Source organism: Streptomyces sp. NPDC003456 (assembly GCF_042878735.1).
Taxonomy (GTDB): Bacteria; Actinomycetota; Actinomycetes; order Streptomycetales; family Streptomycetaceae; genus Streptomyces.
Genome location: NZ_JBIAOK010000008.1, coordinates 58,809 through 82,055 on the forward strand (window position 1 = coordinate 58,809; position 23,247 = coordinate 82,055).

The 23,247-nt window shown below is 72.3% G+C and carries 22 protein-coding genes and 1 riboswitch; of the genes, 3 read left to right on the forward strand and 19 right to left on the reverse strand.

Annotated features, from left to right (window positions below; all coding sequences use genetic code 11):
• Positions 1-75: 75 nt before the first annotated feature.
• The 10 genes from ACFYWG_RS29775 to ACFYWG_RS29820 all read right to left on the reverse strand — a co-directional run bounded on the left by ACFYWG_RS29775 (position 76) and on the right by ACFYWG_RS29820 (position 9,332).
• Entirely contained in the window at positions 76-1,152 is a 1,077-nt protein-coding gene (locus ACFYWG_RS29775) for a hemolysin family protein (RefSeq protein WP_376331542.1), read from the reverse strand.
• Positions 1,149-2,480 carry a hemolysin family protein gene (locus ACFYWG_RS29780; protein ID WP_389204218.1) on the reverse strand — a complete coding sequence of 444 codons (1,332 nt, stop codon included), beginning with the start codon at positions 2,478-2,480 and terminating at the stop codon, positions 1,149-1,151. The genes ACFYWG_RS29775 and ACFYWG_RS29780 overlap by 4 nt, the downstream gene beginning before the upstream one ends.
• Before the next feature lie 248 nt (positions 2,481-2,728).
• Positions 2,729-3,184, reverse strand: coding sequence for a PH domain-containing protein (locus ACFYWG_RS29785; RefSeq protein ID WP_383510005.1), 456 nt, complete (start codon positions 3,182-3,184; stop codon positions 2,729-2,731).
• Positions 3,185-3,197: 13 nt separating this feature from the next.
• Entirely contained in the window at positions 3,198-4,046 is an 849-nt protein-coding gene (gene hisG, locus ACFYWG_RS29790; RefSeq protein WP_376331546.1) for an ATP phosphoribosyltransferase, read from the reverse strand.
• Between the two features lie 45 nt (positions 4,047-4,091).
• A complete protein-coding gene (locus tag ACFYWG_RS29795) occupies positions 4,092-4,364 on the reverse strand; it encodes a phosphoribosyl-ATP diphosphatase (RefSeq protein ID WP_028423093.1) in 273 nt (90 codons plus the stop codon).
• Positions 4,365-4,398: 34 nt separating this feature from the next.
• Positions 4,399-4,884 (reverse strand): 6,7-dimethyl-8-ribityllumazine synthase, encoded by a 486-nt coding sequence (gene ribH / locus ACFYWG_RS29800; RefSeq protein ID WP_376331548.1) that lies wholly within the window; start codon positions 4,882-4,884, stop codon positions 4,399-4,401.
• 20 nt (positions 4,885-4,904) lie between these two features.
• Positions 4,905-6,197, reverse strand: a complete 1,293-nt coding sequence (locus ACFYWG_RS29805) for a bifunctional 3,4-dihydroxy-2-butanone-4-phosphate synthase/GTP cyclohydrolase II (protein ID WP_376331549.1) — start codon at positions 6,195-6,197, stop codon at positions 4,905-4,907.
• Entirely contained in the window at positions 6,194-6,835 is a 642-nt protein-coding gene (locus ACFYWG_RS29810; protein WP_376331550.1) for a nicotinamide riboside transporter PnuC, read from the reverse strand. Before ACFYWG_RS29810 ends, ACFYWG_RS29805 begins: the two co-directional genes overlap by 4 nt.
• Positions 6,832-7,440 (reverse strand): riboflavin synthase, encoded by a 609-nt coding sequence (locus tag ACFYWG_RS29815; RefSeq protein WP_376331552.1) that lies wholly within the window; start codon positions 7,438-7,440, stop codon positions 6,832-6,834. Before ACFYWG_RS29815 ends, ACFYWG_RS29810 begins: the two co-directional genes overlap by 4 nt.
• Before the next feature lie 145 nt (positions 7,441-7,585).
• Positions 7,586-7,716: riboswitch (FMN riboswitch) on the reverse strand.
• Positions 7,717-8,051: 335 nt separating this feature from the next.
• Complete coding sequence (locus ACFYWG_RS29820) at positions 8,052-9,332, reverse strand: ROK family transcriptional regulator (protein ID WP_389204220.1); 1,281 nt, start codon at positions 9,330-9,332, stop codon at positions 8,052-8,054.
• 135 nt (positions 9,333-9,467) lie between these two features.
• Here ACFYWG_RS29820 and ACFYWG_RS29825 point away from each other — a divergent pair, with 135 nt between their 5' ends.
• The 3 genes from ACFYWG_RS29825 to ACFYWG_RS29835 all read left to right on the forward strand — a co-directional run bounded on the left by ACFYWG_RS29825 (position 9,468) and on the right by ACFYWG_RS29835 (position 12,986).
• Entirely contained in the window at positions 9,468-10,673 is a 1,206-nt protein-coding gene (locus ACFYWG_RS29825) for an MFS transporter (protein WP_383509996.1), read from the forward strand.
• 121 nt (positions 10,674-10,794) lie between these two features.
• Positions 10,795-12,174 carry a uracil-xanthine permease family protein gene (locus ACFYWG_RS29830; RefSeq protein WP_376331555.1) on the forward strand — a complete coding sequence of 460 codons (1,380 nt, stop codon included), beginning with the start codon at positions 10,795-10,797 and terminating at the stop codon, positions 12,172-12,174.
• Positions 12,175-12,272: 98 nt separating this feature from the next.
• The gene (locus ACFYWG_RS29835) at positions 12,273-12,986 is read left to right on the forward strand and encodes a DUF5995 family protein (protein ID WP_383509990.1); all 714 of its coding nucleotides are present in this window, start codon (positions 12,273-12,275) and stop codon (positions 12,984-12,986) included.
• Here the strand turns inward: ACFYWG_RS29835 and ACFYWG_RS29840 are convergent.
• The 9 genes from ACFYWG_RS29840 to rpe all read right to left on the reverse strand — a co-directional run bounded on the left by ACFYWG_RS29840 (position 12,983) and on the right by rpe (position 23,125).
• Positions 12,983-14,680, reverse strand: a complete 1,698-nt coding sequence (locus tag ACFYWG_RS29840) for a flavin monoamine oxidase family protein (protein ID WP_389204222.1) — start codon at positions 14,678-14,680, stop codon at positions 12,983-12,985. The two genes, ACFYWG_RS29835 and ACFYWG_RS29840, sit on opposite strands and share 4 nt — an antisense overlap.
• Before the next feature lie 50 nt (positions 14,681-14,730).
• A complete protein-coding gene (locus ACFYWG_RS29845; RefSeq protein WP_376331560.1) occupies positions 14,731-15,519 on the reverse strand; it encodes a carbon-nitrogen hydrolase family protein in 789 nt (262 codons plus the stop codon).
• Positions 15,520-15,786: 267 nt separating this feature from the next.
• The gene (locus ACFYWG_RS29850) at positions 15,787-16,983 is read right to left on the reverse strand and encodes an MFS transporter (RefSeq protein WP_389204223.1); all 1,197 of its coding nucleotides are present in this window, start codon (positions 16,981-16,983) and stop codon (positions 15,787-15,789) included.
• A gap of 137 nt (positions 16,984-17,120) precedes the next feature.
• Positions 17,121-17,573: an Lrp/AsnC family transcriptional regulator gene (locus ACFYWG_RS29855; protein ID WP_104778814.1), complete on the reverse strand. Its 453-nt coding sequence runs from the start codon at positions 17,571-17,573 to the stop codon at positions 17,121-17,123.
• Between the two features lie 10 nt (positions 17,574-17,583).
• Entirely contained in the window at positions 17,584-19,053 is a 1,470-nt protein-coding gene (locus ACFYWG_RS29860) for an amino acid permease (protein WP_376331563.1), read from the reverse strand.
• A gap of 337 nt (positions 19,054-19,390) precedes the next feature.
• Positions 19,391-20,833, reverse strand: coding sequence for a GuaB1 family IMP dehydrogenase-related protein (locus tag ACFYWG_RS29865; protein WP_389204224.1), 1,443 nt, complete (start codon positions 20,831-20,833; stop codon positions 19,391-19,393).
• A gap of 108 nt (positions 20,834-20,941) precedes the next feature.
• Complete coding sequence (locus ACFYWG_RS29870) at positions 20,942-21,313, reverse strand: barstar family protein (protein WP_383508274.1); 372 nt, start codon at positions 21,311-21,313, stop codon at positions 20,942-20,944.
• Between the two features lie 3 nt (positions 21,314-21,316).
• Positions 21,317-22,360: a sugar-binding transcriptional regulator gene (locus tag ACFYWG_RS29875; protein ID WP_376331568.1), complete on the reverse strand. Its 1,044-nt coding sequence runs from the start codon at positions 22,358-22,360 to the stop codon at positions 21,317-21,319.
• Positions 22,361-22,438: 78 nt separating this feature from the next.
• Positions 22,439-23,125 (reverse strand): ribulose-phosphate 3-epimerase, encoded by a 687-nt coding sequence (gene rpe, locus ACFYWG_RS29880; RefSeq protein WP_376331570.1) that lies wholly within the window; start codon positions 23,123-23,125, stop codon positions 22,439-22,441.
• Positions 23,126-23,247: the final 122 nt, after the last annotated feature.

Below are 23,247 nucleotides of genomic sequence, written 5' to 3' on the forward strand. Positions count from 1 at the left end.
CATGGCGCAGGGCGTCGGCAGCCCCTATGGACGCCGGTGAGCCCCGCGTCTGCGGCGTGATCCAAACGGCAGGCCCTAGGTGGCCAGGACCTCCTCGCCGGACCTGGGCTCGGTCAGCCGGACCTCGCGGACCTGGCGGTGCGCGGGGTCGCGCACCTCCCCCACGAGCAGTTCCAGCACGTCCTCCAGGGCCACCAGGCCCAGGACCCGGCCCGACCTGTCGGTCACCTGCGCCAGGTGGGTCGCCGCCCGGCGCATCACGGTCAGGGCGTCGTCCAGCGGCAGCTCCGGCCGCAGGGTCGTCATGGGCCGCCACAGCTGCTGCGGCACCGCCCGGTCGGAGTCCTCCAGGTCGAGGACGTCCTTGACGTGGAGGTAGCCCATGAAGGCGCCGGTGTCCGCGGCGACCGGGAACCGTGAGTAGCCGGTGCGGGCCGTGAGTTCCACGATGCGGCCGGGGGTGACCGACGGACTGACCGTCACCAGCGACTCGCGGGTGAGCAGGACGTCCGTCACCGGGCGGGAGCCCAGTTCCAGGGCGTCCTCCAGGCGTTCGGCCTCCTCCGGGTCGAGCAGGCCGGCCTGCCCGGCGTCCTCCACGAGCCGGTTCAGCTGCTCGCTGGTGAAGACGGCCTCGACCTCGTCCTTGGGCTCGACGTGGAAGAGCCGCAGGATGCCCTGCGAGCAGGCGCCCAGCGCGAAGGTGAGGGGCTTGCAGAAGCGGGCGAACCACACCAGGCCGGGGCTGAGCCACAGCGCGGCCTTCTCGGGCGCCGCCATGGCCAGGTTCTTCGGGACCATCTCGCCGATGACGAGGTGGAAGAAGACCACCGTCGCCAGGGCGATGACGTACCCGAGCGGGTGGATCATCGCGTGCGGCAGGTGGATCCACGCGAAGACCGGTTCCAGCAGGTGCGCGACCGTCGGTTCGGCGACCGCGCCCAGGGTGAGGGAGCAGACCGTGATGCCGAACTGGGCCGCCGCCATCATCTGCGGCAGCCGCTCCAGGCCGTGCAGGACCTGCCGGGAGCGGGCGGTGCCGAGGGGTTCGATCTGGCTGCGGCGTACGGAGACGAGCGCGAACTCCGCGCCGACGAAGAAGCCGTTGGCGAGCACGAGGAGGCCCGCGAAGGCCAGTTGGAGCACGCTCATCGGGCGACCTCCGCCACGGTGACGGGAGCGGTCCGGACCAGCCGGACCCGCTCGGCGCGGTAGTGGCCGACCTGGCGCACCGACAGCCGCCAGCCCGGCAGCTCGGCCTTGTCGCCGACGGCCGGGATGCGGCCCAGCAGGTCGGCGACCAGGCCCGCGACCGTCTCGTACGGGCCCTCGGGCACGTCGAGGCCGATGCGCTGCAGGACGTCGACCCGGCAGCTGCCGTCGACGTCCCAGGCGGGCCTGCCGTCCTCGGGGGGCGCGGAGGCCAGTTCGGGCAGGTCGTGTCCGTCGTGCTCGTCGCGGACCTCGCCGACGATCTCCTCGACGATGTCCTCCAGCGTGACGACGCCGGCGGTGCCGCCGTACTCGTCGACGACGACCGCGATGGGCTGCTCGCTGCGCAGCCGCGTCAGCAGCGGCCGGACCGGCAGCGTCTCGGGGACGAGCAGCGCCGGCCGGGCGATGCGTCCGACGGGGGTGCGCAGCCGGTCCTGGACGCCGACGGCCAGGGCGTCCTTGAGGTGGACCATGCCGACGACCTCGTCGATCCGGTCCCGGTAGACGGGGAAGCGGGACAGGCCGGTGGCGCGGGTCAGGTTGACCACGTCCTCGGCGGTGGCCGAGGACTGCAGGGCGCTCACCTTCACGCGCGGTGTCATCACGTGCTGCGCGGTCAGCTCGCCCAGCGACAGGGTGCGCACGAACAGGTCGGCCGTGTCCTGCTCCAGGGCGCCGGCCCGGGCGGAGTGGCGGGCCAGGGAGACGAGCTCGCCCGGGGTGCGGGCGGAGGCCAGTTCCTCGGTGGGTTCGATGCCCAGGGCGCGCACGAGCCGGTTGGCGACGGCGTTGAGGCCCGCGATGACCGGGCGGAACAGCCGGGCGAAGACATGCTGCGGGCCGGCGACGAAACGCGCGACCTGCAGCGGCCGGGACACCGCCCAGTTCTTGGGCAGCAGCTCGCCGATCACCATCTGCACGGCGGAGGCCAGCAGCATGCCGACGACGACCGTGACCCCGGAGACGGCTCCCTCGGGGACACCGATCGAGGTGAACGGTCCGTGCAGCAGCTCGGCCAGCGCCGGTTCGGCGAGCATGCCGACGACGAGGGAGGTGATGGTGATGCCGAGCTGGGTGCCGGAGAGCTGGAAGGACAGTTCCTTCAGTGATTCGACGACGCGCTGGGCGCGCCGGTCGCCTTCGGCGGCGGCCTTCTCGGCCTCGGGCCGTTCGACCGTGACGAGTCCGAACTCGGCCGCCACGAAGAATCCGTTGGCGAGAATCAGCAGGAACGCGGCTGCCAGGAGCAGCAGGGGGGTGGTCATGATGCCGCCGCCCGGGCACGGTCGCGGACACGGTCCGCGCTATGTCGGCAGGGGGCGGCGCAGGTACTGCAGGACGATCCGTCCATCGCCGGAGGGAGTCACTCCTCGGTTAGCAGGAGCCCTCTGCGCACCGGTCGGGGCAGCAGGGGCGAAGGCGCGTCCGTCGCGCCTCCGCCACCAGATTAATCAAGACACGGGCCGGTGCGGCAGTGGCGGCCGGCGTGACAATCATCCGGATCTGCTCCGGTTCAGCTCCGGTGCGGCTCGCCGTCCGCGGTGGAACGGGCCTCCACCAGCGCCCGCAGGGCGCGGGCGTCGGCGATGGCGCGGTCGCGGGCCAGGCCCGGCTGGATGCCGAGGGCGGGCAGGCTGGTGCCGTCGCTGAGGTTGAGGAACACCCAGGCGTCACCCGGCCGGAGGGTCACCTGGAGGATCTCGGCCCACTCCAGGCGGCGCTTGTTGGTGAGGTTGACCACGGTGACGCCGTCCTCGTCGGCGACGACCTTGGGCCGCGCCAGCAGCAGCAGGACGGCGTCCAGCAGCAGGGCGGTGACGACGAAGCTGAGGCGCTCGGCGGGGCTGAGCCGCTCCAGCATCATGGCGACGGCCGTGATCACCACGAAGATGGCGACGGCGGCGGTGAGCAGCACCGCCCGGGTGCTGCCCGGCCGGAAGGTGACGGGGAGAGCGGGAAGCTCGGACATGGCGGGACGCCCCTCACAGACGGCAGGCGTGGATGGCCGTGGTCAGGATGGCCCGGGCGCCGATGTCGTACAGGTCGTCCATGATCCGCTGGGCTTCCTTGGCGGGGACCATGGCCCGGACGGCGACCCAGCCCTCGTTGTGCAGCGGGGAGACGGTCGGCGACTCCAGGCCCGGGGTGAGGGCGACGGCCTTCTCCAGCTGCTCGACGCGGCAGTCGTAGTCCATCATCACGTAGGTCCGGGCGACCAGGACGCCCTGGAGGCGGCGCAGGAACTGCTGGACCTTGGGGTCGTCGGGGTCCGTGCCGGTGCGGCGGATCACCACGGCCTCGGACTGCATGATCGGCTCGCCGGCGATCTCCAGGCCCGCGTTGCGCAGGGAGGTTCCGGTCTCCACGACGTCGGCGATGACCTGGGCGACGCCGAGCTGGATGGCGGTCTCGACGGCGCCGTCGAGGTGGACGACGGAGGCGTCGATGCCGTGCTCGGCGAGGTGGCCGGCGACGATCCCCTCGTAGGAGGTGGCGACGGTCTTGCCGGCCAGGTCGGCCAGGCCGTTCATGGTGCCGGGCTTGGCGGCGTAGTGGAAGGTGGAGCGGGCGAAGCCGAGGGGCAGGATCTCCTCGGCGTCGGCGCCGGAGTCGATGAGCAGGTCCCGGCCGGTGAGGCCGATGTCCAGCTGGCCGGAGGCGACGTAGATCGCGATGTCGCGGGGGCGGAGGTAGAAGAACTCGACCTCGTTGGCCGGGTCGACGATCCGCAGTTCCTTGGACTCGCGGCGCTGCCGGTAGCCGGCCTCATGCAGCATCTCCGCCGCAGGGCCTGAGAGGGAACCCTTGTTGGGGACGGCGATGCGCAGCATGAGGTCGGCTTCCTTTGCGTGGGGTCGGGCGGGAACGGGTGCGGCTTACAGGTGGGCGTAGACGTCGTCGAGGCTGATGCCGCGGGCGACCATCATCACCTGGACGTGGTACAGCAGCTGCGAGATCTCCTCGGCGGCCGCCTCCTTGCCCTCGTACTCGGCGGCCATCCACACCTCGGCGGCCTCTTCGACGACCTTCTTGCCGATGGCGTGGACGCCCTTCCCGACGAGCTCTGCTGTACGGGAGGAGGCGGGGTCGCCGTGGGCGGCCTTGTGCTGGAGCTCGGTGAAGAGCTCCTCGAACGTCTTCTTGGACATGGTGACGCTCAGCCTATGCCACAGGTGCCCTTCGTCAGCGCCAGGGTTCGGATACTGAACGCAGGGTGGCCGCGGTGGCCACCGCGGCCGTCACCGCCTCGTGCCCCTTGTCCTCGCTGGAGCCCTCGATCCCGGCGCGGTCCAGGGCCTGTTCCTCGGTGTCGCAGGTGAGCACACCGAAGCCGACGGGGACGCCGGTGTCGACGGACACCTGGGTGAGGCCCTGGGTCACGCCCTGGCACACATACTCGAAGTGGGGCGTCCCGCCGCGGATGACGACGCCGAGGGCGACGATCGCGTCGTAGCCGCGGCCCGCGAGGACCTTGGCGACGACCGGGAGCTCCCAGCTGCCGGGGACCCGGAGCAGGGTCGGTTCGTCGATGCCCAGGTCGTGCAGGGCGCGCAGGGCGCCGTCCACCAGTCCGTCCATCACCTTGTCGTGCCACTGCGCCGCGATGACGGCGACCCGCAGGTCGCCCACGTTGCGTACGGACAGTTCCGGTGCACCCTTGCCGCTCACGTCTCTCCCTGTGTGCTCTGTTACTGGTTGCCGCAGGCCGGCACGGTGGTCGTGTCGAGCCAGGGCAGGTCGTGGCCCATCCGGTCCCGCTTGGTGCGCAGGTAGCGGAGGTTGTGCTCGCCGGCGCTGACCGGCATCGGCACGCGCGCCTCGACGACGATGCCGTGCCGGGTGAGCGCGTCGGTCTTGTCGGGGTTGTTGGTCAGGAGCCGGACGCTGCGCACGCCGAGGTCGGTGAGGATCTGCGCGCCGGCGCCGTAGTCCCGGGCGTCGGCGGGAAGGCCCAGTTCGAGGTTGGCGTCGAGGGTGTCGCGGCCGCGCTCCTGCAGCTCGTAGGCGCGCAGCTTGGACATCAGGCCGATGCCGCGGCCCTCGTGTCCGCGCAGGTAGACGACCACGCCGCGGCCCTCCTCCTGGATGCGGGCCAGCGAGGCGTCGAGCTGGGGGCCGCAGTCGCAGCGGGCCGAGCCGAAGACGTCCCCGGTGAGGCATTCGGAGTGGACGCGGACGAGGACGTCCTGGCCGTCGCCGATGTCGCCGTGCACCAGGGCGACGTGCTCGACGCCGTCCACGGTGGAGCGGTAGCCGTGTGCCGTGAAGGTGCCGTGGGCGGTGGGCAGCCGGGTGGTCGCCTCGCGGCGGACGGTGGGCTCGCTGCCGCGGCGGTAGGCGATCAGGTCCTCGATGGAGATGATCGTCAGGCCGTGCTTGCGGGCGAAGGGGACCAGCTCGGGCAGGCGCAGCATGCGCCCGTCCTCGCCGGCGATCTCGACGATGGCGCCGGCCGGGCGCAGGCCGGCGAGGCGGGCCAGGTCGACGGCGGCCTCGGTGTGGCCGTTGCGGGTCAGGACGCCGCCGGGCCGGGCGCGCAGCGGGAAGATGTGGCCGGGGCGGACGAAGTCGCCGGGTCCGGACACGCCGTCGGCGAGCAGCCGGAGGGTGGTGGCGCGGTCGGCGGCGGAGATGCCGGTGCTCACGCCGTGGGCGGCGGAGGCGTCGACGGAGACCGTGAAGGCGGTCTTCATCGACTCGGTGTTGTCCTGGACCATCTGCGGGAGCTGGAGCCGGTCCAGTTCGTCGCCCTCCATGGGGGCGCAGATCAGGCCGCGGCACTCGCTCATCATGAAGGCGACGATCTCGGGGGTCGCCATCTCGGCGGCGATGACGAGGTCGCCCTCGTTCTCCCGGTCCTCGTCGTCGACGACCACGACGGGGCGGCCGGCGGCGATGTCGGCGACGGCCTGCTCGACGGGGTCGAGCGCGAGGTCCTCGAACTCACCGTCGGTGCTGTACAGGATCGGTGCGGCGCTCATGCCGGCGCTCCTTCCAGGGTGGGCCGCGCGGCCTGACGCGAGCGCAGCCACCAGTCGCGCATGCCCCACAGGACGAGCGCTCCGTAGATGACGTAGACGAAGCCGGAGAAGGCGTAGCCGTTGGCGAAGTTGAGGGGCACGCCGACGAGGTCGACGAGCAGCCAGGCGAACCAGAACTCGACCATGCCGCGGGCCTGGGCGTACATGGCGACGACGGTGCCGACGAAGATGTAGGCGTCCGGCCAGGGGTCCCAGGACAGCTTCGGGTAGGCCGTGAACAGCAGCGCCACCGCGACCGTGCCGGCGGCGGCCGCCGCGGCCATCGCGGCGCGTTCGCGCCAGGTGGCGAACCGGACGGCGATGTGGCCGTCCTCGCCCTGCCCCTTGCCGCGCTGCCACTGCCACCAGCCGTACAGGGCGACGACCATGACGACCGCCTGCTTGCCCGCGCTGCCGGTGAGGTGGCCGAAGAAGGCGCCGAAGAGGATGAGGCCGGCCAGGAACTGCACGGGCCAGGTCCAGATGGAGCGCCGCCAGCCGAGGGCGAGGGCCGCGAGGCCGAAGAGGTTGCCGATCATGTCGGACCAGAGGATGTGCTGGCCGAAGAGGGCGAACGCCTCGGTGTTCAGGGAATTCACGCGGCCGCCCCCCGGGCGCGGTCGCCGAGCATCCGCTCGACGTACTTGGCGATGACGTCCACTTCGAGGTTGACCGGGTCGCCGGGCTGCTTGTGGCCGAGCGTGGTCAGGTCGAGGGTGGTCGGGATGAGGCTGACCGTGAAGTGGTCGGGGCCGGCGTCGACGACGGTGAGGCTGATGCCGTCGACGGTGATGGAGCCCTTCTCGACGACGTACCGGGTGAGGTCGGCGGGCAGGGAGATCTTCACGATCTCCCAGTTCTCCGAGGGCTTGCGCTCCAGGATCTCGCCGGTGCCGTCGACATGGCCCTGGACGATGTGCCCGCCGAGGCGGTCGCCGACGGCCATGGGGCGTTCCAGGTTGACGCGGGATCCGGCCCGCAGGGCACCGAGGCTGGAGCGGTTCAGGGTCTCGGCCATGACGTCGGCCGTGAACTCGTCGCCCTCGTGGTCGACGACCGTGAGGCAGACGCCGTTGACGGCGATGGAGTCCCCGTGCTTGGCGCCCTGGGTGACGAGCGGGCCGCGCAGGCGGAAGCGACAGGCGTCGTCGAGGGTCTCGACGGCGGTGACCTCGCCCAGCTCTTCGACGATTCCGGTGAACACTTCCCGGGTCCTCCTGCCTCTTCGGGCACGGACTCCGGGGCTGTCGATGACGACAGATGACACGAACGGGAACACCGGGGGCGACGCCGGACGGAGTCCGTCCTCAGGACGGACTGCTCGGGCGGCGCGCACGGATGCCCGCTCGCCGCGCACTGCCTCCCATCCGGACTTTAACCGTCGGTCCAGGAATTTCACCTGGTCAACCGGCCGCTGGAGGCGACCGGGTCGCGGACTGTAACCGCCGGTTCGGACTTTCACCGACCCCGGAGTGCGCTGCTGTTGATACAGGGCCAGTGTGCCACGCCTGATCGGCGTACAGAGAGGCGAGGGATGTGGGCTGTCTCACAGACCGTGCCGCACCCCTTCCCCAGCGCGACGAACGCGGCAACTCGGCACCTCGCAGCCGGCCTTGACCCGGCCGGTCCGACCTATTGACGCAATGGTCTAGTCCTTTCTAGGGTCGTCGCACGCTCGGCGCACCCCCACGAACCGGCCCGGCGGCGGTGACGACGGCCCTTGCCCGCCGTCGGGCCTTCCCAACGTCGTGGGCCTGCGGGCCACGGGGCGGTCACCGCAATCTGCGGCGGGGAGCACGCCGGGCCCTGCCGTGCTCACCGGGCCGCTGCCGGCCGGCCCGGCCGCTCCCCCGGTGCGAACAGTTCGTCCTGGGCGCGGTCTCGTGCCGTCAGGAGAGCGCCCCGCAGCACCGCGCCCCCGCCCAGCCCGGTCGGCCGGACCTCCGTCGGCAGCGGTGTCATCCGGGCGAGGCGGTCCTGCACGCGGGCGGCGAGCGCCTCGCCGCCGGCCTGACCGACCTCTCCGCCGAGCACCACGCAGCCCGGGTCCAGGATCGCCACGACGGAGGCCGCGCCGACCGCGACCCGGCCGGCGAGGGCGTCGAGGAACCGGGCGGACGGCTCGGGGCCGGACCGGGCCGGGGCGACGGCATCCCCGCCCTCGGGTGCGCCGCCCCGTCCGCGCCGCACCGCCGCGCGCACCAGGCCCGCCGCCGCCCGCACCACCCCCACGGCCGATTCCTCCTGCCCGGGTTCGGGCTCCACCCCGTGCTCCGCGGCGAGGCGCAGCACCGCCGCCGAGGAGACCAGGGAGTGGAAACCGCCCTCGCAGTCGGTCGACGACGGCAGCCCGCGCGTCCCCGGCACCGGGAGGAAGCCGATCTCCCCGGTCCCGCCGGAGGCACCGCGGCGCAGGGCGCCGTCGAGGACCACGGCCGCGCCCGTCCCGTGGCCCAGCCAGAGCAGGACGAAGGTGTCCCGGTCCCGGGCGGCGCCGTCGCGCTGCTCGGCCAGGGCCGCGAGGTTGGTCTCGTTCTCCACGCTGACGCGGGTCTCGGGCAGCCGCTCCTGGAGGGCGGCGGCCAGCCGGCGGTGCCACGCCGGGAGCCCGGTGGAGTGGCGCAGTTCGCCGCTGGCCGGGTCGATCAGACCGGGCGCGCCGATCCCGACGGTGTGCAGCCGGTCCGCGCCGGCCTCCTCGACCACGCGCTCCACCAGCGAGACGGCCTGCTCCGCGGCGGGTTCCGTCCCCGTGTCGCCCCCGATGGGCACCGAGGCCTCGGCCAGCACCCGTCCGAGGAGGTCCGCGACCGTCACGGCGACGCCCTCGGTGCGGACGTCGAGCGCGGCCAGGTGGGCCCGGTCGGCGACGATCCCGTACACCCGGGCGTTGGGTCCGCGGCGCTGCTCGCCCGTCTCCCCCACGACCGAGATCAGCCCGGCGGCGGTCAGGCGTTCGACGAGGTCGGCGACGGTCGGCCGGGACAGGCCGGTCAGCTGCTTCAACTGCCCTGCCGTCAACGGGCCTTCGTGCTGCAGCAGACGCAGCGCGAGCCGGTCGTTGATGGCCCGGGCGGTGCTCGGGGATGCGGGCATGCCGGGGATCCTCCCAGATCGGCGGCGGCCGTCGGCCGGGGTGCGCCGGAAACCCTCTTATTATCAGGCAGGGTTCCTGATAGTTTACGCCTCCACGACACGAGCACGGCAGGGAAGCCGGAGGGGGACCGCAGAATGGGCAACGTGGTCGACGAACTGCGCGAGGTGAAGCGGTCCCGGTACGCCGTGGCCGCGGTCTTCGCCGTGCACGGCGCCGTCACCGGTTCCTTCGCCACCCGCGTGCCGTGGATCCAGGACCACGCCGGGGTGAGCGCCGGGCAGTTGGGCATCGCGCTCGCCTTCCCCGCGCTCGGCGCCTCGGTGGCGATGCCGCTCGCCGGCAGCATCAGCCACCGCTTCGGTGCCCGCAACGCGTTGCGCGGCCTGATCGCCCTGTGGACGATGGCGCTGGTCCTGCCGTCCCTCGCCCCGAACCTGCTGACGCTGTGCCTGGCCCTGTTCGTGTACGGCGCCACGGCGGGCATGGCCGACGTGGCGATGAACGCACTGGGTGTCGAGGTCGAGAACCGCCTGGGCCGGTCCATCATGTCCGGGCTGCACGGCATGTGGAGCGCGGGCGCCCTGGTGGGCTCGGCGGCGGGCACACTCGCCGCGCACCTCGGTTCGGACGCCCGGCTGCATCACGTCCTGGCCGCCGCGGTCCTCACGGCGGTCGGCGTGCTGAGCTGCCAGTGGGTGCTCGACCTGCAGCCGGCGGAGGACGAGGAGCCGCCGCCGAGGTTCGCCCTGCCGCCCCGCTCCGCGCTGCTCATCGGCGCGATCGGCTTCTGCGCGGTGTTCGCGGAGGGCGCGAGCCTGGACTGGTCGGCGGTGTACCTGCGCGAGCAACTGGAGACCTCGGCCGGCCTGGCCGCCGCGTGCACCACGGGCTTCACGCTCACCATGGCGGTGGCCCGTATCGCGGGCGACAGGATCGTGGACCGCTTCGGGGCCGTGCGCACCGTACGGGCGAGCGGGGTGCTCGCCGTGCTCGGCGGACTGCTGATCGTGGTCGCGGACCATCCGGCGGTGGCGATGAGCGGGTTCGCCCTCATGGGGCTGGGCATCGCGGTCGTCGTCCCGCTGTGCTTCGCTGCGGCGGGCCGCAGCGGCTCCAACCCGAGCCTGGCCATCGCGGGCGTCGCGACCATCACGTACACCTCCGGGCTGGTCGCGCCGAGCGCGATCGGCATGCTGGCCCAGGCGACCAGCCTGATGGTGTCGTTCTGCCTGGTGACGGCCCTGTCCTGCGGGCTGGTGGCGTTCGCGGGGGTGCTGCGCCCCGGCGAGCGGACCGAGGTGGGCCGGCGGGAGACGGCCGTACCCGACCCCCGCCCCTGAGCCGGCCGGGCCGCCCCCACCGCCGGCCCGGCCCTGCGGGTCGGCCCCGGTCACGACCGCTCCCGGCACACCCCGACAATGGTCCGGACACTCGCACGCACGACGAAAGCGAAACCGCACCATGGATCTCGGCGTCCGCTGGAAACTGCACGGCGACGGCAAAGTACCGGCGCCCGGCGCCGTGGTCCGCCCCGACGAGCGGCTCTCCTGGCCGCGCACGGCCGGGCTCGGCGCCCAGCACGTGGTTGCCATGTTCGGGGCGTCGTTCGTGGCCCCGGTCCTGATGGGCCTGGACCCCAACCTCGCGATCATGATGTCGGGCGTCGCCACCGTGGTGTTCCTGCTGGCCACCCGGGGTCGCGTGCCCAGCTACCTGGGGTGCTCGCTGTCCTTCGTCGGCGTGGCGGCGGTGATCCGCGCGCAGGGCGGCAGCAGCGCCACCGTCACCGGCGCGGTGTTCGTCGTCGGGGCCGCGCTGTTCCTGGTGGGGCTCGCCGTGCGGCGGTTCGGGGCGCGGATCATCCACGCCGCGATGCCGCCGATCGTCACCGGCGCGGTGGTGATGCTGATCGGGTTCAACCTGGCCCCCGTCACGGCGTCGACGTACTGGCCGCAGGACCAGTGGACGGCGCTGCTGGTCATGCTCTTCACCGGTCTGGCCGTGGTCTGCCTGCGCGGGTTCTGGTCGCGCATCGCGATCTTCCTCGGGCTGGTCTTCGGATACGGCGTCTCCTGGGTCTTCGACCTGGTCTTCGGGAAGATCCACTCGGCGGACGGCAGCGGCAAGGTCACCGACCACTGGCGGCTGGACCTGTCCGGCGTGGGCCAGGCCGACTGGATCGGACTGCCGACGCTGCACGGCCCGTCCTTCGAGTGGTCGGCGATCCTGGTCGCGCTGCCGGTCGTCATCGCCCTGGTCGCCGAGAACGCCGGGCACGTGAAGGCGGTCGGCGAGATGACCGGCGACTCCCTGGACGACAAGCTCGGCACGGCGATCGCGGCCGACGGCGTCGGCTCGATGCTGTCCACCGCGGTCGGCGGCCCGCCCAACACCACGTACTCCGAGAACATCGGCGTGATGGCGGCGACCCGCGTCTACTCCACGGCCGCCTACTGGGCCGCCGCCGGCTTCGCCCTGCTGTTCGGCCTCTGCCCGAAGTTCGGCGCGGTCGTCGCGGCGATCCCGGGCGGGGTGCTCGGGGGCATCACGGTCATCCTGTACGGCATGATCGGCCTGCTCGGCGCGCAGATCTGGATCAACGCCGAGGTGGACCTGCGCAATCCGCTGAACCTCGTCCCCGCGGCGGCCGGCATCATCATCGGCGTCGGCAACGTGTCGCTGACGTTCACGGACACCTTCTCGCTGAGCGGCATCGCGCTCGGCACGCTGGTCGTCATCACCGGCTACCACGCCCTGCGCGCCTTCGCCCCGGCCCACCTGAAGACGCAGCAGCCCCTGCTCGACGAGGGCACGTCGTCCTACGGCGAGGCCAAGCCGTAGCAGCGAAGGCCGCGGGCGGCACGACCGCGTTCGCCCGTTGTGGGGAAGCTCCGGGCCCGCCGGTACTGCCGCGGGTCCGGAACTGGGACTCTGCCCGCATGCCGCGATGCGAACCACTCCCCCCAGCCGTGGACACACCGGTCGACGAGGTCGTCGACCGGATGCGCGCCCTCGACGCGGCCCTGCCTCCGCGCGACGGCGTGGCGGTCTTCAACCGCGTCTACCTCGCCGTGACGCGGGAGGTGGACCGGTACGTCGACACCGGGCGGTTCGCCGACCCGTGCGCGGCGATCACGCTGGACGTGCGGTTCGCGCGGCGGTATCTCGACGCCGTGGAGGCGGCCCCGGACGAGCGGCGTCCGCCGGCCTGCTGGCGGCCGCTGTTGCAGTTCCGCCGCCATCCCGGGGTGCGGCCGCTGCAGTTCGCGCTGGCGGGCATCAACGCGCACATCGGCCACGACCTCGCGCTGGCCGTCGTGGACGCCTGCCGCGCGCTCGGCTGCGCCCCGGCCGAGCTGGAGGACGAGTTCGACGCGGTCGGCGATCTCCTCGTCTCGCTGGAGGAGAGGATCCGCGAGGACCTGATGCCGGGCCCCGACCTCCTCCAGATCGCCGACCCGCTGACGCACCTGCTCGGCTCGTGGAGCCTGGAGCGCGCGCGGGACGCCACCTGGACGGCGGCCCGCACGCTGTGGGCCCTTCGTGAACTCCCCGACGTGGCCGAGGAGTTCACCGCCCGCCTGGACACGGCGGTGGGCTTCGCGGGGCGCATGCTGCTCACGCCCCTGAGCCGGCCGGCGAGGTGGGGCTAGTCCTCGGGCAGTTCCACCGGCGCGATCTCGTCGTACAGGTCGCCCGGGCCCGGGTTGGTCGGGTCGGTCGCGCCGCCGAGGTGGTGCATGACGCCCCAGACGGCGTTGAGGGCGGTCTGGATCGCGCCCTCGGCCCAGCCGGCCGTCCAGGAGATGTCGTCGCCGGCGAGGAAGATGCCGCGCTTGTCCTCGGGCAGCCGGTCCTGCATGAAGTGCGTGAACAGGCGCCGCTGGTAGCGGTAGTGGCCGGGCAGGTTGGCCTTAAACGCGCCCATGAAGTAGGGCTCGTTCTCCCAGGAGACCGTCACCGGGTTGCCGATGATGTGCTTGCGGATGTCGACCTTGGGATAGATCTCGCCGAGCGACTTCAGCATGACCTCCATCCGCTCGTTCGCGGACAGCGGCAGCCACTTCAGGCTGTCGTCGCACCAGGTGTACGACAGGCAGATGACGGCGGGCTTGTCGGGGCCGTCGTCCAGCAGGTAGGTGCCGCGGGTCATGCGGTCGGTGAGCGTCATCGACATGACGTCCCGGCCGGTCTCCTCGTCCTTGTCCAGCCAGAAGGGGCGGTCCACCGGCACGAACAGCTTGGAGCTCTCCATGTAGTGGGTGCGCTCGATGGCGGTCCAGTGGTCGATCGGGAAGAGCGTGTCGTCGCACTGGATCTTCGACAGCAGCATCCAGGACTGGGCGGTGAAGATCGCCGCCTGGTAGGTGCGGATGTCGCCGCGGGCGTCCGTCACCGTGATCCGGTTGCCGGCCGTGCGGTGCAGCCGGGTGACGGCCGGGCGCGGCTCGCCGCCCTCGTGCAGGGTCGCGAGCGAGGTGCCGAGCGGCCAGTGCACGATCTTCTGCGGCTCGCGCTCCCACAGGCGCAGCGGCAGCTGCTGCGAGCCGCCGACGATGCCGCGGTGGTGGTCGTCGGCCTCGGTGTAGACGACGCGCAGGATCTCCAGGATGGAGTTGGGGAAGTCGGTGTCCCAGCCGCCGGTGCCGAAGCCGACCTGGCCGAAGATCTCCCGGTGCCGGAAGGACTTGAAGGCCTCGGAGTCGCACAGGAAGCCGTAGAAGGTCTGGTTGTCGAGCTTCTCGACGAGCTTGGACCAGATCTCGCGGATGCGCGGCACGTCCCGCTCGCGCAGGGCGCGGTTCATGTCGGAGAAGTCGGCGCCCTCCTCCAGGCACCGGGCCCAGGCCTCGGCGACGTCCCGGTAGACCTGCGGCAGGTCCTCGATCGTCTCGGCGTAGTGCGACTCGCCCTTGAGGTCGACGACGGTCGACGGGGTGGTCTCGGCCAGGGGGTTGGGGAACGGCCGCGTCTGGAGGCCCACGAGGTCGATGTAGTGCTGGAGGGCCGTCGAGGACGGCGGGAAGCGCATGGCGCCCATCTCGGCGGTGAGCGACTCGTCGCACCCCTCGAAGCCGACGGTGCGCAGCCGTCCGCCGATCTGGTCGGCCTCGTACACGACCGGCTTGAGGCCCATCTTCATCAGCTCGTACGCGGCGACGATGCCGGAGAGCCCGCCGCCGATGACCGCGACCTCGGTGCCGTGCTCGGTCGCGGGTATCTGCCCGAGACCGGCCGGGTGGGCGAGGAAGTCGTCGTAGGCGTAGGGGAAGTCCGGGCCGAACATGGTGATCGGCGGCTGCTGCGCGTCTGCGTGCTCGACGGCGTTGGGCACGGTGGACGTCATGGGGTACGGACTCCTTGTACGGGTACGAACGGGCGGTTCAGGGGGAGGTGTCAGACGAGCGGCCGGTACAGGCCGGGCCGCCGGTCGTTCAGGTAGGGGTTGGCCTCGCGCGAGGCGGCCACGAAGGCGGGGTCGACGTCGGCCAGGACGAGGTCCTCACCCCGTCCGGCCCGGGTGCGGGCGATCCCGTCGGGGCCCGCCAGCGTGGACAGGCCCACGAACTCGAACTCGCCCTCCCGGCCGACCCGGTTGACGTACGCGACGTACATCTGGTTCTCGAAGGCCCGCACCGGGATCATCGACTCGGCGACGAACTGGAACGGGTGCATCTGCGCGGTCGGGACGATCAGCAGGTCGGTGCCGGCCAGGGCGTGGGCGCGGACGTTCTCCGGGAACTCGACGTCGTAGCAGATCAGGATGCCGACGCGTACGCCGTCGATCTCGGTCTGGACGACCGGCTGCTCGCCGGGCGTGAAGTGGTCGCGTTCGAAGCAGCCGAAGAGGTGGGTCTTGCGGTAGTTCGCGAGCCGGGTGCCGTCGGCGGAGATGAGCTGGGCGGAGTTGAACACCGTGTCGCCGGCCCGCTCGGGGTAGCCGTAGGCGATGGCCAGGCCGTGGTCGGTGGCGATCTCGGCGATCGCGTCCGCGCACTCGCCGTCGGCGGGTTCGGCGAGCCTGCCGATGTCGTCACCGATCGCGTAGCCGGTCAGGAACATCTCCGCCGTGACGAGTAGCCCGGCGCCCGCGGCGGCGGCCCGGCCCGCGGCCTCGTCGAGGACCTTGAGGTTCTCGACGGTCGAGCCGGGGCGGCCGGAGCTCTGGAGCAGGGCGGTACGCATGCGGGATCCTCACCGGGCGGAAGGGTGGTCGACGGGCCCACCGGGTCGTTGAAGGGGCCACGTAGACGGTACGGGCCGCTGACCTGGGGGGACAAGAAGGAGCCGTTGCGCGCCGGCGAGCGGTTCGTTGCGTGCGTCCCGGGCCGGACGGCGATTCGTTGCGCGCCGTCGCGGACGAGCCCGGGCCGTCCCGGGGCCGCCGCTCCGACCCCTCTCCCCCGCCGTGCCCGGCGGGCACGGCCCGGAAGCAGGGGCCGGATGACGACGTCAGGGCCGTGCCGTGGCAGGCCGGCCTCTGAGCAGCGCCAGGGACGTCACCAGGTAGGGAAGCGCCAGGACCGCGAAGACGGTGCCGTGCGCCAGTTCCGTGCCCAGCAGGGCGTACACGCCGAACGTGGCGACCGTGACCAGTTCGGTGCCCAGCCCCGCGACGGAGGTGACCGTGGCCCGGCAGGACTCGTCGATCCGGTGCTGGAGCCGGACGTCGGCGAGCACCTCCGCCAGCTGGAACGCCGCGAAGGCGAGAGCGACCAGGGCGATACCGGCGAGCGACCGGGCCGCGGCGCCCACCGCCAGCGCGAGGGCACCGCCCGCCAGCAGGGCGGCGAGCCCGCCCATGCCGAGGCGCTCGGCCGGGCCGGTCAGCAGACTGCCGGCGGTGACGGCCGCCCAGATCAGCATGATCAACCAGGGGACGGTGGCGTCGGCGACACCGGTGTCCCTGACCAGCAGCGGGGTGTACTCGTCGAGCGCACCCCACACCGCGGCCACGGCCGGGACGAGCAGCAGGGCGCCGCGCACCGCGCGGTTCCCTCGGACCTCGGCGAGCCCGGTCCGCAGGGTCGCCGCCCAGCCGTCGCCCCCGCCCTCGGGCCGGGCCCGGTGCTCCGGGAACCGGGTCGCCGTGCCGGCGGCCAGCACACAGGCCAGGACGCCGGCGGCGCCGGCGGCCGCGTAGCCGCCCCGCTCGAACACGGGCGCCGCCAGGCCGATGGAGGCCACCGTGCCGAGCAGCCGGGCGGCCCGGGCCCGGCCCATGACCCGCGCGTAGGAGGCGGCGGCTCCCCGGTGGTCCAGTTCGTCGTAGACCAGCGCCTCCAGGGCGCCGGACCCGAGGGCACCGCCGGCACCCCACAGGACGAAGCCGGCGGCGAACGCCGCGTACGAGGGGACGGTCACCCACAGCGCGAAGCCGGCGGCGGTGAGCAGCGGGCCGATCCACAGCAGCCTGCGGCGCGACACGGCGTCGGCCCAGGCGCCGGAGGGCACCTCCAGCACCACCGAGGTGAGGGACCACAGGGCGAACAGGGAGGAGATCTGCCACAGCGGCAGGCCGGTGTCGGCGAACAGCAGCGCGTACAGCGGGTAGAGCAGGACGAAGTCGTCGAGGAACGCGTAGCCGTACAGCGTGCGCGTCAGGCGGCGGACGCCGGGTGCGGGCACGCGCGCGGATGAGAGTGTCATGGGGCCTTCCCGTCAGGACCGATCGGACGCCGGGGATACGGCGTCCGGGGCGGTCCCCGGGAGGCACGGCTGCTGGATCAATGTCGCCAGGTCATGACACCGATGCTAGGCCGGTCGGCCCGCCGATGGCCAGGAGGTCAGGTCGGCGACCCGGACGAGAAGCGCCGCAGCAGCGGCGACAGGACGAGCACGGACTTGGTCCGCTCGACGAAGGGCTCGCCGGCGATGCGCTCCAGGACCCGTTCGAAGTGGCGCATGTCGGAGGCGAAGACCTGGGCGATCGCGTCCGCGTCCCCGGTGACGGTCGAGGCGGCCACGACCTCCTGGTAGCGCTCCAGGCCGCGCTGGATGGTCTCCGGGGAGGTGTTGCCGCGGCAGTAGATCTCGACGAACCCCTCGGTCTCCCAGCCGAGGGCGCCCGGGTCCACCCGTACGGTGAAGCCGGTGATGGCTCCGGTCGCCCGCAGCCGGTCCACGCGCCGCTTCACGGCGGGCGCGGACAGGCCGACGAGCGAGCCGATGTCGGCGTAGGAGCGGCGGGCGTCCTCGGCGAGGGCGTGCACGATGCGTTCGTCGAGATCGTTCAGCACTGTGGGTCGATCACTTCTCGGATGGTGCGAGTCGGGAACGACGATAGCCGTACAGGAAGTAGAACACGAGCCCGGCCGCCATCCAGACACCGAAGACCACCCACGTCACGGTGGACAGGCTGCCCATCATCCAGACGCAGAAGGCGAAGCCGAGCGCGGGCAGCACGGGCGAGAGCGGCACCCGGAAGGTGCGGGTCAGGTCCGGCTTGGTCCGGCGCAGCACCACCACGGCGACGTTGACCAGGGCGAACGCGAACAGGGTGCCGATGCTGGTGGCGTCGGCCAGCTGACCGAGCGGGACCGCGGCGGCCAGGACACCGCAGAACAGCGACACGATCAGGGTGTTGGCGCGCGGGGAGCCGGTCTTGGGGTGGACCCGGGCGAACACCTTGGGCACCAGCCCGTCGCGGGACATGGCGAACAGGATGCGGGTCTGGCCGTAGAGCACGGTCAGCACGACGCTGGCGATGGCGATGACGGCGCAGAAGGCGAGCAGGGTGCCCCAGAAGCTCTGCCCGGTGACCTCGCGCATGATCTGCGCGAGGGCGGCCTCGGAGTCGGTGAAGCCCTTCCAGGGCTTGGCGCCGACGGCGACGGCCGCGACCATCACGTACAGCGCCGTGACGACGACGAGCGACAGCATGATCGCGCGGGGCAGGTCGCGCTGGGCGTTCTTGGCCTCCTCGCCGGCGGTGGAGGCGGCGTCGAAGCCGATGTAGGAGAAGAACAGCGTGGCGCCGGCCGCGCTGACCCCGGCCATGCCGAGCGGCATGAAGTTCTCGTAGTTGCCGGAGCGGAAGCCCTGGACGCCGATCACGCAGAACAGCACGAGCGCGCCGATCTTGACGATGACCATGATCGTGTTGGCGCGGGCGGACTCGCGGGCGCCGCCCAGCAGGAACGCCATGGCGAGCAGGACGACGATCAGGGCGGGCAGGTTGAACACGCCGCCGTCACCGGGCGGCGCGGACAGGGCCGCCGGGATGGTGACGCCTATGGTCCCGTCGAGCAGTTCGTTGAGGTACTCGCCCCAGCCGACGGCCACGGCGGCGACGGACACGCCGTACTCCAGCAGCAGGCACCAGCCGCAGACCCAGGCGATCAGCTCACCCATCGTTGCGTATGCATACGAGTAGGAGGAGCCGGAGACGGGGATGCTGCCCGCGAGTTCGGCGTAGGACAGGGCCGAGAACAGGGCGGTCAGACCGGCGATGACGAAGGAGAGCGTGACGGCCGGTCCCGCCTTGGGGACCGCCTCGCCGAGGACGACGAAGATGCCGGTGCCGAGGGTGGCGCCGATGCTGATCATGGTGAGCTGCCACAGCCCCAGGGAGCGGCGCAGGGACCCTCCCTCGCCCTGCCCACCCTCCGCGACCAGGCGTTCCACCGGCTTGCGCCGCATGAGGCGCGCGCCGATGCCGGGGGACGCGGGGGCGGCTGTCTGGCCTGGGTTGTGCGGGGGTGCGCCTTGGTCGAGCACGCGCTGGCTCCTTTTCGCTGCCGGTCAGGGCGGCGGGGATCACGGGCACCCTTGAGCAGGGACCCACCGAGCGGAGTCCCCGCCACGCCACGTACGAGGCGACAGCCTATGAGGATCGGCGTTGCTGCCGAAATGCAGCAACCTTGCGCATACCCGCAAGATCATTGCGTTGACGGGGGCTTGGTGGGCGTTCGTTGCAGGAGGGCTGTCGACTGTTGCACCGGCCCTCGTCGCGAGGGTCCTGCGGGGTCGCCGTGCGGGCGGGCCCGGCATGCGCGACGGCCCCCTCCGTCCCGCGGGGCGGGTCGGAGGGGGCCGTCGACGACGGTGGCGGCCGTCAGCTCCAGCTGGCGTGCAGCGGCTTGCCCTCGGCGTAGCCGGCGGCGCTCTGGACGCCGACGATGGCCTTCTCGGCGAACTCCTCCAGGGAGCCGGCACCGGCGTAGGTGCAGGAGGAGCGGACGCCGGCGATGATCGAGTCGATCAGGTCCTCCACGCCGGGGCGGGCCGGGTCGAGGAACATCCGGGAGGTGGAGATGCCCTCCTCGAACAGCGCCTTGCGGGCCCGGTCGTACGCCGACTCCTCGGAGGTGCGGTTGCGCACGGCACGGGCGGAGGCCATGCCGAAGGACTCCTTGTAGGCACGGCCCTGGGCGTCGTGCTGGAGGTCGCCCGGGGACTCGTAGGTGCCGGCGAACCAGGAGCCGATCATGACGTTGGACGCGCCGGCGGCGAGGGCCATGGCCACGTCGCGGGGGTGGCGGACACCGCCGTCGGCCCAGACGTGCTTGCCGTACTTCCTGGCTTCGGCGGCGCACTCCAGGACGGCGGAGAACTGCGGCCGGCCGACGCCGGTCATCATGCGCGTGGTGCACATGGCGCCGGGTCCGACACCGACCTTGACGATGTCCGCGCCGGCCTCGATCAGGTCGCGCACGCCCGCGGCGGCCACCACGTTGCCCGCGGCGATCGGCACCTGCGGGTCGAGGTCGCGCACCAGCTTCAGGGCGCTGATCATCGACTCCTGGTGGCCGTGCGCGGTGTCGATGACGAGGGTGTCGACACCCGCGTCGAGCAGCTGCTTCGCCTTGCCCGCGACGTCGCCGTTGATGCCGACGGCGGCCGCGACGCGCAGCCGGCCGCGGCCGTCGGTGGCCGGGGTGTAGAGCGTGGCGCGCAGGGCGCCCTTGCGGGTCAGGATGCCGGCGAGCGTGCCGTCGGGGTTGACGGCGGGGGCGTAGCGGCGGTTGGCGTGGTCGAGGACGCCGAAGGCCTCGCCCGGGTCCTTGTCGGCGTCGATCAGCAGCAGGTCGCGGGACATGACCTCGGACAGCTGCGTGAAGCGGTCCACGCCGGAGAGGTCCGCGTCGGTGACCACGCCGACGGGCCTGTGGTCCTCGTCGACGACGACACCGGCGTCGTGCGCCCGCTTGGGCAGCAGGCCCAGCGCGTCGGCGACGGTCTGGTGCGGGGACAGGATGATCGGGGTGTCCAGCACCAGGTGGCGGCTCTTGACCCAGGAGACGACGTCGGTGACCACGTCGATCGGGATGTCCTGCGGGATCACCACCAGGCCCCCGCGGCGGGCCACGGTCTCGGCCATGCGGCGCCCGGCGATGGCGGTCATGTTGGCGACGACGAGCGGGATGGTGGTGCCCGTGCCGTCCGGGGAGCTGAGGTCGACGGCCTGCCGCGAGCCCACCGAGGAGCGGCTCGGCACCATGAAGACGTCGTCGTACGTCAGGTCGTACCCGGGCTGGATGTCATTGAGGAAACGCACGTGCTGCACATCCCAGTCGATCAGAGGTGACCCCCGGACCGGCCGGCCAGGGGGAAAGAGCACGTACTTCATTGTCCCATGACATCGGCGCGCTCGACCCCGGGCGGATCATCCAGGCTGGTCAGGGCCTCGTTGGGAGGATGCTCCAAGGCCGAGGGTGACGAACAGGCCGGGCCCCCGGTCGGTCGCCTCGGCGAAGATCTCCTCGGCGACCTGCCACTCCTCGGGACGCGCCTCGGCGTAGGCGCGCCAGCCGCGCACGACGACCAGCAGACCCCGCTCCACGGCCCCTTCGGGCCACAGGGCGGGGTCGGACAGGCAGTCGGCGAGCGCGTCCCAGTTGCGGCCGAACCAGTCGGGCAGCGCCAGGTCGCGGGCGCAGCGGTCCATCAGGCCGGCCTTGTCCGTGACCCCGTCGAGGTCGAGGACGAGGACGATCCGGCCCGCCGGGTCGTGCGGCGCGTGCGCCTGGCCAGCCATGCGTCAGGCCCCGTCCGGGTCGGCCCGGTTGAGCGCGGGTTTGGGGGCCGGTCCCGCGGTCAGCAGGTAGTCGGCGGCCGAGGTGTCCGTCACCAGGCTGGTGACGAGCCCGGAGCGCAGGACGGCGTCGATCGCCGGTCCCTTGCGCTGCCCGCCCGCGATCGCGACGACCTCCGGGATGCGCCGCAGCTGGTCGGCCTTGACGGTGATGCACCGCTCGCCCAGGTCCCGCCCGACCCGGCGGCCCTCGGCGTCGAAGAGGTGCGCGGACATCTCGGCGGCGACACCGAGCGAGGCGTAGTGGGCGCGCTCCTCGTCGCTGAGCATGTCGTGCACCGTGGAGATGCCCGGTTCCCAGGACCCGATGGAGACGCAGGCGACGGTGACCTTGTCGAAGTGCTCGAAGGCCCGGGCGATGCCCGTCTGGTTGCGCAGGGCCGAGGCGGTGGCCGCGTCGGGCAGCAGCATCGGGGCGTAGATGGGGTGGGCGTCGCCGCCGGACACCTGGGCGGCCCGTCGTACCGCCTCGACCGAGCCGCGTTCGGCGGTCCCGGCGTCGTACACGCCGGTCAGCTGCACCACCGTGCACGGCGGCAGCCGGTCGAGCGCCGCCGCCATGTGGATGGTGGAGCGGCCCCAGGCCAGCCCCAGCACGGCCCCCTCGTCGACCAGTTCGCCGAGCAGGTCGGCGGCCACCTCTCCCAGGTTCTCCGGGTCGGGCGTCTCCTCGGCCTCGGCCGGCGACTCGACCACGACGGCGTGCCTGAGGCCGTACCGGGCGCGGAGCGCGTCCGAGCGGTCGGCGTCCAGTTCCGCGGGCACCCGGATCTCGATGCGCACGAGGTCACGTTCGAGGGCGGTCTCCAGGACCCGGGCCACCTTGAAGCGGCTGACGCCGAACTCCTCCGCGATCTGGATCTTGGACTTCCCCTCGAGGTAGAAGCGGCGGGCCATGGCCGCCGCCTGCACCAGCTCAGCGGGTCCCATCCGCATGGCTGACCGGCCCGCCGACATACCCGACACGGCGATCTCCTCACTGCTGTTCACACTCTGGATTCGCCGTTCATCCTTGCAGATCCGGCGCGGATGATCAGCCCTGATGAGAGCCGTTCACTTTGCTGTGGCTCAGTGGCCGCACGCCCAGGTCGCCTCGGCGGTCGCCGCCTCGGCCTGGGTGCGTAGTGCACGTACCGCTTCTGCCGGGTCGTTCGCCCCGTAGACCGCCGATCCGGCCACGAAGACGTCGGCTCCGGCCTCCGCGCAGCGCTCGATCGTGGAAGCGGAGACTCCGCCGTCGACCTGGAGCCAGAGCTCCAGTCCGTGCTTGCTGATCAACTCGCGCGTCCGGCGGATCTTCGGAAGCATGATGTCGAGGAACGCCTGTCCCCCGAAGCCCGGTTCGACCGTCATGATCAGCAGCATGTCGAGCTCGGGGAGCAGGTCCTCGTACGGCTCGACGGGAGTCGCGGGCTTCAGCGCCATCGAGGCGCGGGCGCCCTTGGCGCGGATCTCCCGGGCGAGCCGGACCGGCGCGGCGGCGGCCTCGACATGGAAGGTGACCGACCCGGCCCCCGCCTCCACGTACTGGGGCGCCCACCGATCGGGGGCCTCGATCATCAGATGGCAGTCCAGCGGAGTGTCCGTCGCACGGGCGAGCGACTCTACGACCGGCACCCCGAGCGTGAGGTTCGGGACGAAATGGTTGTCCATGACGTCGACGTGGAGCCAGTCGGCTCCCTGCACGGCCTTCGCCTCGTCCGCGAGGCGGGCGAAGTCGGCGGACAGGATGCTGGGGTTGATCTGCACGGCCATGTCCTAAGACTGCCATGCCCCGCAGGGGTTGTGGGCATCGGTCCCCGGCGGGAACGGTGGTACGTCGGCCGGGAGCCGTCGTGGGCCGCTCGCGCGGCCGCCGGCGGTCCGGGCCGGGTGCC